Genomic DNA, 16,772 nt, shown 5'->3' with positions numbered 1-16,772 from the left:
CGAAGGCGATCAAATCATCCGGGCTGTGCAACGTCAACTTCACGGCCACCCGCTGGCATGCGGTCAGCTTCTGGCCCGCCGGACTGGCCTTTACTCACGGCCAGGTAGGTCAACTGGCCGTTCTCACGCCGTTGGGGATAGTAGTCCTCGTCATAACGGCGCAACTGCTCGAGCAAGGTGCGCGCCCAGCGGCGCCAACTGAAAATCGCGCTGGATACGTTCGATGATGGCTTCCCCGCTTCTTTGGTCTGTAAGCGGGCAATGGCTTCCAGATTCCATGTGCTCCTCCTGGGATGCTGCGTCATACGCTATTCTAGGTGATGATCTTCGTTTGGACCATTTGCTCGGCTGGGATTGCCAAATCTCGCCGTGGCCGCCGGATTGCCAAATCCGGCGGGAGCTGCTGGCCGAAACGAAGATCGTCGCCCTATTCTACATCCCGAGGGTCATTTGAGCCTAACGTAAATGTGAACGGAATGGCTGCCCGTAAATGGGCCTGCGCTCCTCGTTCGGGCGGTTTTGGCCCAAAATCCCCGAGATAGGTGGGAAGCAAGAGGGATTGTGGGCGTTGGAAAGCTACATTTGGAAATGCGGCGCCCCGTGGGGGCGCCTTGACTTGAGCGAGCGATGCCCCCCCCCACACCCGTCGTCCCGTAGGGACGCCCTGACCTTAGCGCCGCCCCCCCACACCCGTCGTCCCGTAGGGACGATTGAATGAGGCCGCCCCGAGCGCAATCCGTCGCTAAGGTCAGGTGTCCCTACGGGACGGATACGGCTCGTGCGATGATGGCTAAGGTCAGGTGTCCCTACGGGACGGATACGGCTCGTGCGATGATGGCTAAGGTCAGGTGTCCCTACGGGACGGATACGGCTCGTGCGATGATGGCTAAGGTCAGGTGTCCCTACGGGACGGATACGGCTCGTGCGATGATGGCTAAGGTCAGGTGTCCCTACGGGACGGATACGGCTCGTGCGATGATGGCTAAGGTCAGGTGTCCCTACGGGACGGATACGGCTCGTGCGATGATGGCTAAGGTCAGGTGTCCCTACGGGACGGATACGGCTCGTGCGATGATGGCTAAAGGTCAGGTGTCCCTACGGGACGGATACGGCTCGTGCGATGATGGATGGCTAAGGTCAGGTGTCCCTACGGGACGGATACGGCTCGTGCGATGATGGCTAAGGTCAGGTGTCCCTACGGGACGGATACGGCTCGTGCGATGATGGCTAAGGTCAGGTGTCCCTATGGGACGCGTCGCGCCCACCAGGACGGCCTGGCGCTGGCCAGTCACATGGATGGCTACATTTGGAACTGCTGGTCGCCCAACGTGAGATTGTGAGCGCGGCCTGGCATATGGTACAATCGGCGCACCACGTTGTGATGACTACACGATCAGGGAGAGCCTGATGACCGCACTACTTCCCCGGGAACTCAGCCAGTCTGCGAGGCGCCATGACGACATCTTTCAATTCCGCCGCGCTGCGTGAGCTGCTGCTCACAGCCCTGAGCGATGACGAACTGACCGCACTGACGTACCACTACTTTCGGCCGGTCGCCAACGATTTCACCACCGGTCAAACGCGCTCCCAACGCGTGCAGCTCCTGGTGGAATACTGCGAGCGCAAGATGGCGCAGGAACCTCTGCTGGCGCAGGTGAAGAAGATCAACCCGGTGCGCTTCGCCCAATACGAGCAGCGCAGCGCGACCCTGGATGGCCTGCTGAATCGCGGGCTGGACGCTGGCCTTGAGCACCTGAGCGGCCGGCCCGACTCGCTCGACCAGGCCGTAGCCGAACTGCGCGGCCGCGAGTTGGGGATGCGCCAGGCGCGGCTGCGCAACCTGGCCGCGGACGCGGCTGAACGGGCGCGCGCGGAGTTCGGGGGCGAGACGGACGCGACCGGCGCCCTGTTGACCGATCTGCTCGACCAACCATCGTTTCTGCTGCGCGTGGCCGAGATTATGCTGCTCAACGAACGGCCTGATATGACGCAACTGCGTGCGGAGTTCGAACCACGGCTGGGCGCTGAGCGCTGGGCGCAGAGTCAGCGGCCGCTGCTGCGCTTCTTGCAGGAACTGGATCGGGGTCTGCTTGCCGATGAAGTGTGGGGCCCGACCCTGCGTGAGTTTCGGTCCGAGGCCACCCTGGCCAGCATTGACCGCACCATGCTGACCTTGCACCGCGCGCTGGACCAAATCAGCGCGCAGATGACCGCGCTGCCCGGCGGCGTCGCGCAGGCAGTCGCCCAGCGTCTGCACCCCCTTGACATGGCCGATCTGGAGAAGTCCTATCTGCGCGGGCTGTACGCGGACTGCAGCGATGTGCCCCTGGCCAGCGGCAGCGCGCCGCCCGACGCGGCGCAGAACCGGCGGCCGCGCTTGCAGAGAATCTATGTGGATCTCGATACCACAACGCCGCCCGCGTTGGATCGCGTCTACACGCGCCTGGGGATCGCCGCGGCCGATCGCGCGGGGGCAGAGGGCGTGCTGCGCAAGGCCGTGCGTGAGACGCCGGTCGCCGCCACGCCCGGCCGCAGCGGCCGCGGCGAGGAGCGCCTGACCATTGCCGCGCTGCGCGCGTGGGTCGGCGAGCGCGGCCAGGATGAAGACAAGCGCGCCAAAGACCTGGAGGAGCAGCTTAGAGTTGCGCCAGGTCTGCTGCGTCCCGCCCTGGCTGATCTCGGCGTGCTGGAGGCGATCGGCCAACACCGGCAGCTCGTCATCCTGGGCGATCCAGGCAGCGGCAAGAGCACGTTGACCCGCCGCCTGGCCGCGGGCCTGGCCGCGGCCGCGCGCGACGACCTGCCGGAGAGCGAGCGCGATTGGGCGACGGCGCTGACCGGCGCGTTCAACCACTGGCTGCTGCCGGTGCGCATCGTCCTGAGCCGCTGGGCGGCCCATCTGCCCCAAGGTGACCGCGGTTGCGCGGATGACCTGATCGCCGAGTGTCTGCGCCTGCTCAAGGCCAGCGGCAGCCTGGAGGGGCCGCGCCAGAAAGAGCATTTCCTGGCGCGCTTGATGGCCGCGCCGCCCACCGCCCTGCTGCTCCTGGATGGCCTCGATGAGGTCGCGGACGCCGATCGGCGTCGGCGCGTGCTGGACGCCGTGCAGCATTTTGTGACTCACTACCCGCAGGTTCCCCTGCTGGTGACCTGCCGCCAGCGCCCCTACCACGATGGCGAGCATTACCGCCTGCCACTGCCCGCAGTCGAGCTGGCGCCGCTCAGTCGGCCGGCGGTCGGCCAATTTTTGCAGCGCTGGCATGACGAGTTGACCTGGGCCGGTTTCTATCAACCGGCGGCCGCGGCCACCGCGCAGCGCCGGCTGCTGGGGGCGCTTGACGATCCGGAGCGAGAGGAACTGCGCGAAATGGCGGGCACGCCGCTCCTGCTGACGATGATGGCGCGCGTGAATTACGAGCGCGGCCTGCCGGAGAGTCGGGCGGCCCTGTACGAGGAGTTCGTGCGCAAGCTGCTGTGGGAATGGGAACGCACCAAGCTGGATGACCAGGGCCAGCCGACCGGGCTGGAAATCCTGCTGCACCAGGCCGGGGTTTCGACGGTCAGCCTGGAGCGCGCCCTGAACGAGCTGGCCTACACGGTGCATGGTGGGACAGACCGGCGCGGCGCGGTTGACATTCCGCGCGCCACCCTACGCGACGCCCTGGAGGGAATCCACAAGGGCGACGACGCGGCCAGGGCGGCCTGGGCGGCGAACGTTCTCAAGCTGATGGACGACCGCTCCGGGCTGATCAACGCCGTAGAGCAGAACCGTCTCTACCGCTTTTCGCACCGCACCTTCCAGGAGTACCTGGCCGCGCGCTGGCTGGCGACCGGCGACTTCGTGGACAATTTCAGGCAGAAGCTCGACCAGGAGCAGTGGCAGGAGGCGATCTTCCTGGCCCTGGGCTGCCAGGTGTCGGTGTTGGGCCGCTACGAGGATGCGCTGGAGGTGATTGACGAGCTGCTGCCGGCCGCACCCAACAGCACGACCGACTGGCGGCGCGTCCTGGTTCTGGGCGAGGCCTACACGCGCCTGCTCGGCCCGCAGCGCGCCCGGGAGGTTAAGAAGGATAAGCTACGCGAGCGGGTGATGACCGATGTACCGGCGCGGCTGACCGCGGCCATGCACGCGCGTGGTTTACCCGCCCGGCAGCGGCTGCAGGCCGGCCTGCAGCTGGACGCCCTGGGGATCGAGCCGCCGGGGCTGGACGATTTTGTCGCCGCGCCCGGCTGGGGCTTTGCCATCGGACGCTACCCCGTCACTAACAAGCAGTACCGGCGCTTCACGGCGGCCGGCGGCTATGCAACCGAGAATGAGCAGGGATGGTGGAGCAAGGAAGGGCAGGAGCACAAACGCCAATATGGCTGGACCGAACCGCGCTTCTGGGATGACTTCCGCTTCAATCACGACAGCCAGCCGGTGGTCGGCGTCAGTTGGGTCGAAGCCAACGCCTACTGCGCGTGGTTGACTGCGCACCTGCGCGGCCAGGGTTTGATCAGCGGCGGCCAGGCGCTGCGTCTGCCGACGCAGGCCGAATGGGAGCAGGCCGCCCGTTCGACCGATGGCCGCGCCTACCCCTGGGGGCCAACTTTCGACGCGGCCAGGGCCAACACAGGGGAGAGCAGCCTCCAGCAAACCACCCCGGTCTGGATGTATGCTGACGGGCGCACGCCAGAGGGCGTCTGGGACCTGGCCGGCAATGTGTGGGAGTGGACCAGCGATGTGGAGAAGAACGGTTCGCCCTGGCTCATGGGCGGCGCCTGGTATAACGACGCCAAACGCGTGGGGGCGGCTGCCCGCAACGACTACCTCCCGAGGGACAGGTACGTCGGTTGGGGTGTGCGGGTGGTAGTCGTCCCCGTCTCTCGTCTGGGGCCAGTTCTGATTTCTGGCTTCTGAATTCTGGATTCTGCCACTCGGATTTTCTTTCTTCCACTGTAACTGCTTCGGCTGCCCGCGACGACAACAACCCGAGGAACAGGAACAACAACAGGCAATCATCTCTCTCTCACCTCGCGAATGGTCTTCACCACGCGTTCGATTTCGGTTCGTGTCAGGCTGGACGCGCTGGGCAGGTAGAAACCGCGCCGGCACAGGTCTTCCGCGACGGGGAAGCGCTGGCCCCGGTATTGATCGAAATAGACTGGCTGGCAGTGCATCGGGATGAAGAAGGTGCGCGTCTCGATGCCGCGCTCGGCCAGTGCCTTGCGCAGTTGATCCCGGTTCAGACCGTACACCTTCTCGTCTACCAGGATCCCATACATCCAGTAGACATTCATTGCCCAGTCGGCCTCAGGCGGGGTGGTGATGCCGGGGATCGCGGCGAGCAGCTGCGAGTAGTAGGCCGCGTTGGCGCGGCGCATCCCCACGAACTTCTCCAACTGCTCGGTCTGGGCCAGGCCGATGGCCGCCTGCAGGTTGGTCATGCGGTAGTTGAAGCCAACCACCTTGTGCCAGAAATGGCGCTCGTGGCTGAAGGCATGATCGCGCAGGTTCCAGGCCAGGCGGGCGATCCCCTCATTGTTCGTCGTGACCATGCCCCCCTCGCCGGTGGTGATGATCTTGTTGCCGTAGAAGCTGAAACAGGCGGCGTCGCCCAGGCTGCCCACCGGCCGCCCTTTGTAGCGCGCGCCGTGCGCTTCGGCCGCATCTTCGAGCAGCAGCAGGCCGTGGCGGTCGGCAATGGCACGCAGCGCGTCCATGTCCACCGGGTGGCCGTAGGTATGCACCGGCATGATGGCGCGCGTACGCGGGGTGATGCGATCCTCCACCTGGTTGATGTCCATGTTCCAGGTGCATGGCTCCGAATCAACCAGCACCGGTTTGGCGCCGCAATAGGTCACCGCGTTGGCGGTGGCGATCATGGTGAAGGTGGGAATGATGACCTCATCGCCCGGCTCCAACCCCAGCGTCGCCAGCGCCAGGTGCAAGGCCACCGTGCCGTTGGCGCAGGCCACGCCATAGCGCGCGCCGCTCAGATCGGCAAATTTGCGCTCGAAGTCGCGGATGAAACTGCCCGCGGACGAAATCCAGTTGCTCTCGATCGCCTGCGTCACGTACTTCAGCTCGTTGCCGGTCAGCGTTGGCTCGCACACCGGAATGATGGGCCGCGTCGTGTCCGGCTCGAACTGCGAAATCGGCCGGATCGTGGCCCTCAGCTCAGGATCAGGCCCTGGAATGATCTCGGCCAGGTCGCCCATCTCCTCCAGCGATAATTCACGTAGTTGCAGCATATCTGCATTTGCTCCTTTATAAAAAAGTTAAAACCTTCCCGGATCAAGGGCGATGATGCAGAGCCAGGCGCCCAATCGTCGTCACGTAATGCCGCCCGCGGCGGATGTAGTCCATCGCGTTGACGCCGGTTTTTGATTGGCCGCTCTGGCGCTCCACGCACAGATAGGGCACCTCGACCACCCGCCAACCCTGGCGCTGGCTGCGCACCAGCAGATCAATGCAGTACTCGCCGTAGTCGCCGGTCAGTTCGATGCGCTCGAAAACGACCCGTCGCGCCGCAATGAAGCCGCTCGTGTAATCATGCACACCAAAACCGAACAGCAGCCCGGCCGCCAGGTTGATCGTGCGGCTGAAGGCCTGCGCCATCAGCGAATGGCCCACATCGGCCCCGCCCGCCACGTAGCGCGAACCGACCGCAATATCGGCGCTTTCCCGCACAATGGCATTGACCAGGGCCGGAATTCGTTCCGGCGGCATCGAAAAATCGCAGTCCATCCAGACCACGATGTCGCCATCGCTGTCGCGAATCCCGCGGGCAATGGCGCTCGTCAGCCCTTTGGCGTCGGTGCGGTGAATCAGATGCACGCGGGGATCGTGGCTGGCCATCTCGGCCACCCGCTGCCAGGTGCCGTCGGGAGAATCGTCATCTACCACCCAGACGCTGGTCGGGTGTTGCGAACTGCGCAGCACCGCCTCGATCAGGGGGGTGATATTATCCTTTTCATTGTACGTTGGCAAAATTACTGAAACCGTGGTCATCCTACCCCTACTTTGTCACGGTCACGCGGCCGCAGATCACCTCGGCCTCCGCTCCCAACAGCGTCACCGCCACGCGGTAGACGCCGGCCGGCGTGGCCGGGTTCAGGTTGATATCGTAATCGTCGCGCACCCATTCGCCCGGCTGCCAGGCCGTCATCGGGTAGAAGTGCAGCGCGCTATCGGCGCGCTCCAGGCTCTCGCCCCACACCTGACCGTCAGCGTCCAACAGGCGCACGCGGGCCAGGCGATCGCTGGCAGGCGCGGCCAACGCCTGCCAGTAGAGAGTCACATGCGCCCAGCCGCTGGGCGGATGCAGCACCTGCTGGGCGGCAGTCACCGGGCCTGGCTCCAGTGTACAGCCGGCCAGGCGCACCGCGCCGTCCACCTGCGCCGGCCCATCCACGGCCGCGGCCGTTGCCGGCAGGCCGGCCAGCCGGTAGCGCGTGGCATAGGCGCGGATGGCGATGCCGGCCGGATAAAGCTCTGTCACCAGCGGGAAACGGCCGCCGAGCCAGGCGCGCACCAGGTTGGCCGGGTCAACGCCCTCCTGGTGCGACAGGACCAGCCACAGCGTGTCGGCCCCGGTCAGCGGATCGAGCTGCGCCTCGACCGCGCTTTCGTCCGCCAACGGGTTGCCGAAAGGCGCCTGCAGCGGCGCCGCGCCCTGGTAGTAGCGGGCAAAGGCCATCTGCGTGTAGTTGACGTGGTTGAGCACCACATCGCCTGGTTTGACATAACGCGACACCACCTGCCCGGCCGTGCGCCAGTCCTCGCGCAGCCAGGCCGGGTCCGCCCGCCACACGGACGGCAGCGCGGCCAGGCAGAGCAACAGAAGGCTGACGGTTGCCACCCTTCCCGGCCACAGCCGCCACTGCGCCAGCGCGTGCAGCCCGCGTGCCCAGGCCAGGCACAGGGCCGGGACCAGGGGGATGAAGTAACGCGTTTCGGCGAACACCGTAGCATCCTTTGCCAGCAGAAAATTGCCCAACAGCAGCGGGATGACCAACCACAGCGGCACCAACAGGCCGCGGCGGCCATCCTGGCGCACGCCCGCGGCCAGGCCGATCAAGAGCAGCCCGCCCGCGGCCGCGGCGGCAATCCCGATGAGCGACGGCGACCAGGGCGCCTGGCGCAGGGTGTACGCGGTCAGCAGCCGCGTCAGCGTGGGCCACAGGTCGTCGAACGGCCGGCCCGCCGCGGCCTCGGCCCCGCTGACGGACCACGCGGCCAGGGCCAGGGGCAGAAAGAGCAGGGCCATGATGGTCAGGGCTAGGGCGCCGAATGAATTCGGGCCGAACGGGCGTTCCGCCGCAAGGTCGGCCTGCGCCGACCGGTCTTGTGTCCATGCCGGTGAACGCTCGGCGGTGCGGCTATCGGGCGCGATTTCAATCGTCCGCTTACGACGGTGCGGAGCAGCTACGACCAGCCACCACAGCCCGGCCACCGGCAGCAGGAAGGCGGCGAAGAGATAGCTGTAACACGCGGCCAGCAGTCCGCCGATGGCCAGGCCGTACCAGAAAGATGTTGCTATCTTGCGGCCAGGCGTGGTCAGTCCCCGCGTGGCAGTCGGCGATAAGGCTTGCAGCCAGGCGTAGAGGCCCCAAAGCCCAAAGGTGGTGGCCGGCATGAACATGCGCGCCTCCTGGCTGTACCAAACCAGGAAGGGGTTGAGCGCCAGCAGGAGCGCGGGCAGCGCGCCGCGGCGCCAGGCGTGATCGGGCCGGTCGGCCGGCGCGGGCTGCGTGATCAGCCCCAGGCCGTAGACCGGCCAGACGGCCAGCGCGCCCAGCAGCACGCCCAGGCTGCGCACGGCCGCGTCGGTCGCGCCGAACAGGCCGATCCAGCCGTGCAGGAGCAGGTAGTAGAGCGGCGGGTGCTTGTCCTCAGTCAGGGTCAGGCCCACGCGCACGATGTCGCCGACCGGCTTGCTGGCCCAGAAGAGGCTGAAGACCTCGTCCAGCCACAGGCTGTGAAAGGTCAACTGCCAGGCGCGCACACCCAGCGCCAGGAGCAGCAGCCAGGGCAGCCAGCGCCAGGCGGGCGGGCAGCGCAGCCACGGTCGCAGGTCGGGGCGGATCATGAACGCGCCTCGCGCGCGCCACGCGGCTCAGGTCGCTTGATCGCGAGGGCGTAGAGGGAAAGGCCCCAGGGCAGGTTGCGTCCACTGCGCAGCCAGCGCGCCTCGCCTTGCAGCACCATGCGCAGCAGGCGGTTGAGCGGTGCAGGCGGCAGCTGCAAATCCTGGGCCAACGGTTGGCTGAGGGTATCGGCCAGTAGGCGGCGGCTGGCAGCCAGCGGGAAAAGGGTGAAATTAGCAAAGGTCAGGCGGCGCACGCTCAGCCCCGCGGCCTGGATGAGCGTGCGCAGTTGGCGGGCGTTCATACGCGCGCCGGTGCCAGTCGCCTCATCGTGCGCACCGCGCAGCCAGGGATGCGCAGAGACACGCAGCAGCAGGCGGCCATCGGGACGTAACTGGCCGGCGCAGGCAAGCAGCGCCTGGCGACTGTCAACCTGCCGCTGATCGAGCATATCCAGCGCCAGTACCAGGTCGAACTGAGCCGGCGCCAACGGCAATGACATGGCCGAGGCACACAGGAGCGCCAGGTCAACGTGCCGCCGTGCATATGCCAGCGCCAGCGGGGCGATGTCCACGCCCACGCGGCGCCGCGCGGGCAGGTGAGCCAGGGCGCCGCCGCTGCCACAGCCGACATCGAGCACCGCGCCCGCGCCTGACCAGCCGTCCGCGCTGAGGATGGCCCGCGTGCAGGCGAACATGCCGCGCGTCCACCAGTGCATTTCCTCGTGGGCATAGAGTGCGGGCAGGGCCGCGCCCCACTGTGCCGCGCTGGCGACTGGCCCCATCCCCGCTTCCCGGCGCTCTTCTGACCGCTGCGGTGTTCGTGGGCCGCTCATGGCGTCTCCTCGATGCGCAGCGGCGCCAACCACAGGTGATCGTCGGCGCCTGCGGCTGTGTGCAGCGGAATGCGCGCGCCCGTGCTGAGATAGAAGCCAATCTCTACCTGATAGTCGCCCGCGGGCAGGGTGGGCGGTATGGCAATCTGCACCTCATCCACAATCCATTCGCCAGCTTGCCAGCGCGTGGTGGGATAGCTGCCCGCGCCGGGCGCGACATCGGCGCTCAGCCGATTCTGACCGGCCGCGTCGAGCAAATGCACAAAAAAGGTCCAGTCGTCTGCGATGGGCGCCAGGGCCTGCCAGAAGAGGCGCAGATAGATGATGTCCCCGCGGCGATAGGTCGGATTGAGGTTGAAGCCGTGCAGGCGGGCCTGTTCGTTCCAGGCCGCGCCGCTGAGCTGCTGTGGCCGGATCACCGGCGGGTAGACCAGCGGCGTTTCGTAGATCGTGGCGTAGCGCTGGCCGCGGCGGTCGTTGATGACCGTGTGGTGTTCGATGAGCGGGAAAAGCTCCGGCAGCAGCAGGCGGCTGCGAAAATCCTCGGTTTCGATGACCGCGTAGAAACGACGGCGCTGCGGGTCAGGCGCGGTGACGGCCACGTGACGGCCATCGAAGGTGATCGGCGGTCGGCCGTCGCGCCAGGCAAAGGCCAGCGTGGCGTGCGTGGCCGGCCGCGGGGTCAGGTAGACCTGGCCGTCGGCGGGCAGGTCCTCCACGGCCTGCGCCAACTGCCAGAGACCCTCATCGAAGGCGTAGAAGAGGTCGGGCGATGTGGCCCAACGGCCAAAGTAGTCGCGGCCGGCCAGGCCGATGGACGCGGCCAGGCAGGCGACGATGCCCAGGCGCGCCCAGAAGGCCGGCCCGCGCCACGAATGCTCGCCGGTCAGCCGCGCCGCGACCCAATCCCAGGCCGCGCCCAGCCCCAGGCCGGTGAGAAGCGAGACGATGGGCAGCGCGCCCAGCCCGCGGCGAAAATGGGGCGCGTACTCGCTCAGGATGGTGGGCGCCAGCATGATGACCAGCACGGCCAGGAGCCAGGCCGCGCTGCGCTGCCGCCAGCGCCACAGGGTCAACGCCAGGCCCAGGTAAAAGAAGGGCGCCAGGAACGCGTCGAAGACCGGGCGGCCGGGCAGGTTGTTGCGCGGGTCCACATCGCCGGCCAGGCTGAACATGCCGGCCGTGGCCAGGGTGTGCTGCACGATGGTTTGCATGGGCGAGGCGCTGCCCGCGCCCTCGGCCACCACGGCAATCTGACGCGAGCGCAGCAGGAGCAGATCGGGGTTGCTGAGCCACTGCCAGCCCAGCGGCGCGAAGACCAGGAGCGCGGTCAGCGCCAGCAGGAGCAGATGGCGGCCGGACAGGGCCGCGGCGCTGCGCTCGTCCGCTGAGCGCGGGAGGCGCGGCCAGAGCCAGGCGATGAGCAGCACGGCCGCAACGACGACCGGGTAGAGCCGGCCGGCCGGGTAGGTGTAGGGGCCGAGGCCGGTCAGCGCGCCGGCCAGGAGCCAGGCAGCCGTGCGACCGCTGCGCAGGGCTGCCAGCAGCGCGGTCAGCAGCGGACACAGCAGCAGCGGCACCAGCCCGGGTTCATAACCGATGCGGCTGGCGCTGATGGCCCAGAAAAGCCCGGCCTGCACGGCTGCGCTCCACAGGGGCAGGCTGGCAGGCAGGCGCGGCTGCCAGCGGCGCAGTTCAACGGCCAGCAGCCAGACCGCAGGCACGGTCAGGCTGCCAATCAGGGCGGCGACCCCGCGCTGCACCACCGGCCCGGCGCCCAGGAGCTTGAAGGCGATAGCCGTCAGGTAGATGAAGAGCGGTTCGACGCCGAAGTTGCCGGTGAAGAAAATGGGACGATACGTAGGGTCCTGCAGGAGGCGCCAGGCCTCCAGCCCCTCGAAGGCTTCGTCGAAGTGATAGCCGGGCGGGGTGTTCGTCAACTGCCAAAAACGCAAAAAAGCCGCCATCATGATGATGCCGGCCAGGAGAAGGGCTTCGATCCAGGCGTGATGCGCACGCCGAAGGTTCCATCGCTGCATAGCCAGGAGATTTTACCACAGCTACAAGTAATGCCCAAGCACGCCAGCATGCATACACTCACCCTGAAAATAAGCCACGCGCTGCGTATACTACGCAGCGCGTGGCTTATTTACAAGATCCGGCGCGCTGCGCCCGCTACGGTTGCCCGGTCTGGATGCGCTGGGCCAGCTCGGCCGCAATGTCCTCGCTTTCGCCCTCGATTCGTTCGACGCGACAGCCGGCCGCCGCCAACGCCTGCTCCACCGCGGCGCCTGGCGCATCCGGGCCGCTGCCGATGAGGGTGACACGCGTTGCCAGCTTGGCATGTTCGACATACGCGCCGGCGGTCAGGCCAAAGGTCTGCAGGTAAGGCGCGGCCAGGAGCCAGTCAACCTGTCCCTGGACGGTGCTCAGCGGCGCAAAAAGAACATAGTGGGGCAGGGGCTTGCTGGGGCCGGCGTCCGCTTCCGGCAATTCAAGGTCTTGCAGGTGAGCGCCGCGGCCATCCAGGTCGAACTCCTCGGACATGACCGCGGCGCCGGTGATGCCCACGCGGTAGCGGCCGGCCGGCAGCCCGGCAAAGAGATAACGCTCATCGCTGGCTACCGAGGCCCAGCTTGCCAGGGCGCCGTCCAGGGACAGTTCGATCGTGGCGCCAGCGCCGCGCAGCACCCGCCCACTGACGCTGCTCTGTTCCTGTGGCACGGACGGCAAGGTCAGGTTGACCGTCGCACTGCTGCGGCCATCCACCGTCGCCGGGCCGGCGCGCACATCCGAGCCTTGCACGGTCACCAGGTAGGCGCCGGCCGCCAGGCCGGTCAGGTGATAAATCTCATCGGCGCCAACCACGGTCCGTGCGACGATGGCGCTATCCTGCAGAAGCACCACGGTGCGCCCCGCTCCGTTGGCCACACTGCCGCTGATGACGCTCTCGCGAAGATCGGCAGCCGCCCCGGCCACGGTACGCTGGAAGACAACGGCAAAACTGTGATGAAACAGGCGGTTGCCTCCCTCATCCTGCCCCTCTCCCTTGTGGCCGGTATGCAGCCCTGTCACCTTGTCGCTGGCTAGGGTTGTGCCCGGCATGCCCAGGGCCACCACCTCGCAGACTTGATACTTCCACATGGGAAAGTTGCCGGCCGGCTGGCCGGGCGGCTTGTCCAGGGTGATGACCTGTTCGCCTCCGGGCCAGCGCACGCGCACCAGGCCGCCTTGCAGCCGATTACCGGCCTCATCCACCATGTCCAGGAAGATGTGCTGGCGAAAGTTGTTCTCCTCTGGGGTCAGGTGATGGACACGATGCACCTTCCAGTAGAGGCTGCCGTTCTCCGGCTGCGTCTCTTCGATGCCCACACCGTAGGCCGCCGCATCGTTGACCGGCTCGTCCAGACCACGGGTCAACGCCAGGCCGGGGAATGACACAGTCGAGCGCCCAAACGGGCCGCCCAGGAGATTGGAAATCCAAGAAAACAGGTTGCTCATGCTCCACCTCCTGCGTTACAGATTGACCCTCAGCCAAGCGGCCAGGGCGTACAAGTCGCCTTCCATGCGCTCAACCCGGCAGCCGGCCAGGTGCAGGTCCTGCTCGATGCCCTGGTTGACCAACGTCATGTCGCCCAGAATGGCGACGCGCTCCGCCTTGGCGGCCTGCGTCGGGTCGAAACCGACGGCCACATCGGGATGCAGCGCCAGGTAAGGCGCCAGCAGGCGGATCTGGTCCTGCACCAACGCGGACTGGGAGACGTTTCCCCGCCCCAGCAGGAAAAACTGGCGCAGGTTCAGCGGCGCCGGCGGCAGTTCCGGGTCGGGCACCGTCAGCGCCAACGTGGTTTCAGCCTGGCCATCCAGGGTCACGGTGGACGACTCCCAGTATTCCGGCAGATGCACACTGTAGATGCCGGCTCCAAGATCACGAAACTCGAATTCGCCCTCGCTGTCGCTGAGGGTCTGCGTCTCCAACAGGCCGTCGTGGTGCAGCTCCACCTCGGCCCCGGCCAGCGGACCGCCGCTGACGTATTGCACCAGGCCGTGAATGACGCTGAGGGTCGGCGGTGGGGGTGGTGGCGGCGGCGGGGGTGGCGGCGGCGGGGGTGGCGGCGGCGGTGGAGGCGGAGGCTGCAAATCGAGCGTAGGGGCCTCCGCGGACTGACCTTCGGCCAACATGATGTCCGCGCTGTGCTTGTCGCCGGCGCTGACCTGGTAACGGCCCGGAGGCAGGCCGTCGAAGCGATAGAGATTGTCAGCGCCAAGCTCGACCGCGCGGCGCCAGGAGAGGGGGCTGGTGCGGGCCAGGCCAACCAGGGCGCCGGGCGCCAATCCAAGTACGCGGCCGCTCAACGCGCCGGTCAGGGACACGCTGCGCTCGACGGTGTTGGCGCCGTCCAGGGCAAACGCGGCGCCCAGGCGGGCGACGCGTTCCACCATCAGCTCGAAATCATGCCCCGCGGGCAGATCCCGGAATTCGAACTCCCCAGTGGTGGGCAGGGCCTGACGCTGCGGCCCGCTGGTCAGCGCGCTGCCGCTCAGCACGATGACGCCGTTGGCCGGCGGGTTGGTGATGCGCCCGCGCACGATGCTCTGGCTGCGCACCACCTGCTGCAATTGAAAGTTCGCTTCCCAGTAGAAGGAATCGCCGGGCTGGCCCGGTACGACGGTTGTCGAGAGCGGCGCACTGAGGTCGCTTTCCCAATCGCCCTGGATGATCTTGACCTGGAACTGGCCGGCCGAGGCCAGAAATTCGTAAAAGCCCAGCGGTTTGAACGGATCGCGGCCGGTGAGGGTTTCCGGGAATTGCGTGTCCGGGTCAGGGTTCGGCCAGGACATCTGCACCTTGATACCGTTCAGGCCATTGCCCTGCGTATCGAAAACCCGACCGATGATGCGGCGCGGGCTGCCGGGCGTTGCCTGGGTGCTCGTCACGCGGTAGCGGAAATCGGGCGGCGCGGGCAGCGCCAGGTTGACCGTGGCGCTGCTCCAGCCGTCGAGCGTCACCGCCGCGGAGGTGGTGGCGCCGGCTTGAACCTGGTAGACGCCAGGGCCAAGTCCGCCGAAATGGAAGCGCCCCTGGCCCAGCACCGTCTGGCTGGCGATGACGTGCGCGGCGCCGTTGCTCAGCGCCAGCAGTTCGACCTCTTCGCCGGGCTGCGGTCGGTCGTTGCGCAGCGCCTGGCCGCGCAGGACTGACACCGTCGCGCCGGCCGGCAGGGTGACAGCGAGCGTCCTCTGTTCGCCGGCGGCCAGGGCGATATCGCTGGCAATGTCGGGGCCATCCACCACGCTGAGGGTGTAGGTGGCCGCGGCCAGGGCATCCACGCTGAACGCGCCGCCGGGCGCCGAGATCAGCGTAGGGGCATGGCCGGCGGCCTGGAGGCGCAGGCTCACCGCGCCCGGCGCCTGGCCGTTGTTCAGCAACAGGCTGCCCTGCAGGCGAGCCGTCTGCGGGACACCAGCCGGCCACACGCGGCTGACGGAGGGCAGCGCCTTGAGCGCATCCACAATGGGCAGGCGGCCGTTCAGGCCAAATTGCTGGTCCCACCAGTGGGTGTACCAACTCATGGTTTCCCACGCGGGGGTGAAGTCGCCCAACGGCCGCGAGGCAATCAACCAGGTGCAGAGGCTGAAGTACCAATCGGGCACTTCGTTGTTCTGCATCTGGCGCATGATCTCCTGCTGCATTTCCATCTGCTGACTGGGAACGATCTTGTTGTAGCGTTTGTCATCGCCCCAGCCAACCACCGGGCCGCCCTCGGTGCTGATGACCGGTACATAGAAGCCGAGCGCGTCGAAGATCATCTTGCCGGCGGCTTCATAGCCGCGGAAGCAATTGGGATCATCGAAAATGGAAATTCCGGTGTGCTTGCTTTCACGGCGCAGGCGGTTGATCGTCGGATCTTCAGGGTTTGCCGACTCGCGTATGCGATTATCCCATGACCAGGCGCCATAGCGATCGTAGTCGGCCTGGCTCAGCGGTACGCCTAACTGGCTGACAGCATCGTCCGGGTAATCGAGCGGGTGGTTGAGGGTGTAGTTGTGAATGGCAACCCACGCGCCGCGCTCGAACAGGTCACGGCGCCCACGGGCCACAATCATGGCAATGGGGTTGTCACGGCTGCCCGGCCCCATGGCGGGGACGGCCGGCAGGCCGCCGCGCCCCAGGATTTGATCGGCGTCACGGATGAAGTTGTCTACCACGATGTCGAGCCAGTTGGGCGGCATGAGGTTGTTTTCCCACTCCGCGGGCAGGTCTGGCTCATTGTTGGTTTCGAAGTAGCGCACGCCCACGTCTACCAGGCGGCTGACCGTCTCGAACTCGCGGCCGCCAATGCCACGCGGGTTGGGGCGCTCTTTGAACAGGCGCACGATCGGCATGATGCCGGCCTGCAGCATGCGCTGGCAGATCAGCAGCGAGGAACCACCGCCATCATCCATCAGCTTGACCCACTTGATGTGCATGGCCTGCAGCTCGTTGATCCAATAGTCCAGCTCGCTGGCGCTCGCTTCGTGGAGCGCGGCCGTCCAGTTGACGGTTGGTGGCTCGCCGGCCCCGAGCGTAGCTGCGGCTGCCGGCTCCCGGTAGATGCGCGCAGACATGGCGTAGCGGGCATCCTCCTCCGCGTTGCCCGTTCCCCGCGTCGGCTCATTGGTCGGGTGATAGACGCGTGCGGACCAGTGTAGCCCGCGGCCATTGTCATCCGGCGGGCGAGGAAAGTCGTTGATGTGCATCATGGTGAACCTCCTGAGCAGTATCTTACCATGAAGGAGCAAACTAGACACAATGGCGGCCGCCGCGGTTTGACGCGTTGGCCTGGCTGCGTATACTTATGGCGCTTGTCGAACCGTGTGGTTC

At 66.8% G+C, this 16,772-nt stretch carries 9 protein-coding genes; 1 reads left to right on the top strand and 8 read right to left on the bottom strand.

The features are described 5' to 3' along the window. Window positions 1-14 precede the first annotated feature (14 nt). The gene (locus IPM84_17680; GenBank protein ID MBK9094558.1) at window positions 15-305 is read right to left on the bottom strand and encodes a hypothetical protein; all 291 of its coding nucleotides are present in this window, start codon (window positions 303-305) and stop codon (window positions 15-17) included. Between the two features lie 1,148 nt (window positions 306-1,453). On the opposite strand from IPM84_17680, the gene IPM84_17675 reads away from it, so the two are divergent. Further along, on the top strand, window positions 1,454-4,900 hold the full coding sequence (locus tag IPM84_17675; GenBank protein MBK9094557.1) for an SUMF1/EgtB/PvdO family nonheme iron enzyme: 3,447 nt from the start codon (window positions 1,454-1,456) through the stop codon (window positions 4,898-4,900). A 98-nt stretch (window positions 4,901-4,998) separates the two neighbouring features. Here IPM84_17675 and IPM84_17670 read toward each other — a convergent pair whose 3' ends face one another. The 7 genes from IPM84_17670 to IPM84_17640 form a co-directional block, all read right to left on the bottom strand. Beyond that, window positions 4,999-6,234 (bottom strand): DegT/DnrJ/EryC1/StrS family aminotransferase, encoded by a 1,236-nt coding sequence (locus IPM84_17670; protein MBK9094556.1) that lies wholly within the window; start codon window positions 6,232-6,234, stop codon window positions 4,999-5,001. A gap of 43 nt (window positions 6,235-6,277) precedes the next feature. After that, entirely contained in the window at window positions 6,278-6,994 is a 717-nt protein-coding gene (locus IPM84_17665; protein MBK9094555.1) for a polyprenol monophosphomannose synthase, read from the bottom strand. A 7-nt stretch (window positions 6,995-7,001) separates the two neighbouring features. Further along, a complete protein-coding gene (locus tag IPM84_17660) occupies window positions 7,002-9,074 on the bottom strand; it encodes a hypothetical protein (GenBank protein ID MBK9094554.1) in 2,073 nt (690 codons plus the stop codon). Next, entirely contained in the window at window positions 9,071-9,907 is an 837-nt protein-coding gene (locus IPM84_17655; GenBank protein MBK9094553.1) for a class I SAM-dependent methyltransferase, read from the bottom strand. Before IPM84_17655 ends, IPM84_17660 begins: the two co-directional genes overlap by 4 nt. Further along, a complete protein-coding gene (locus IPM84_17650) occupies window positions 9,904-11,946 on the bottom strand; it encodes a hypothetical protein (protein ID MBK9094552.1) in 2,043 nt (680 codons plus the stop codon). Before IPM84_17650 ends, IPM84_17655 begins: the two co-directional genes overlap by 4 nt. A gap of 136 nt (window positions 11,947-12,082) precedes the next feature. Next, window positions 12,083-13,408 (bottom strand): carboxypeptidase regulatory-like domain-containing protein, encoded by a 1,326-nt coding sequence (locus IPM84_17645; protein MBK9094551.1) that lies wholly within the window; start codon window positions 13,406-13,408, stop codon window positions 12,083-12,085. 15 nt (window positions 13,409-13,423) lie between these two features. Next, window positions 13,424-16,651: a carboxypeptidase regulatory-like domain-containing protein gene (locus tag IPM84_17640; GenBank protein ID MBK9094550.1), complete on the bottom strand. Its 3,228-nt coding sequence runs from the start codon at window positions 16,649-16,651 to the stop codon at window positions 13,424-13,426. Window positions 16,652-16,772: the final 121 nt, after the last annotated feature.

Source organism: Candidatus Amarolinea dominans, assembly GCA_016719785.1.
Taxonomy (GTDB): domain Bacteria; phylum Chloroflexota; class Anaerolineae; order SSC4; family Amarolineaceae; genus Amarolinea; species Amarolinea dominans.
This window is presented reverse-complemented; position numbering and strand designations above follow the sequence as displayed.

Coding starts and splice junctions, on each gene's coding strand:
- IPM84_17680 (MBK9094558.1), bottom strand. CDS start 305: ATGACGCAGCATCCCAGGAGGAGCACATGGAATCTGGAAGCCATTGCC.
- IPM84_17675 (MBK9094557.1), top strand. CDS start 1,454: ATGACGACATCTTTCAATTCCGCCGCGCTGCGTGAGCTGCTGCTCACA.
- IPM84_17670 (MBK9094556.1), bottom strand. CDS start 6,234: ATGCTGCAACTACGTGAATTATCGCTGGAGGAGATGGGCGACCTGGCC.
- IPM84_17665 (MBK9094555.1), bottom strand. CDS start 6,994: ATGACCACGGTTTCAGTAATTTTGCCAACGTACAATGAAAAGGATAAT.
- IPM84_17660 (MBK9094554.1), bottom strand. CDS start 9,074: ATGATCCGCCCCGACCTGCGACCGTGGCTGCGCTGCCCGCCCGCCTGG.
- IPM84_17655 (MBK9094553.1), bottom strand. CDS start 9,907: ATGAGCGGCCCACGAACACCGCAGCGGTCAGAAGAGCGCCGGGAAGCG.
- IPM84_17650 (MBK9094552.1), bottom strand. CDS start 11,946: ATGCAGCGATGGAACCTTCGGCGTGCGCATCACGCCTGGATCGAAGCC.
- IPM84_17645 (MBK9094551.1), bottom strand. CDS start 13,408: ATGAGCAACCTGTTTTCTTGGATTTCCAATCTCCTGGGCGGCCCGTTT.
- IPM84_17640 (MBK9094550.1), bottom strand. CDS start 16,651: ATGATGCACATCAACGACTTTCCTCGCCCGCCGGATGACAATGGCCGC.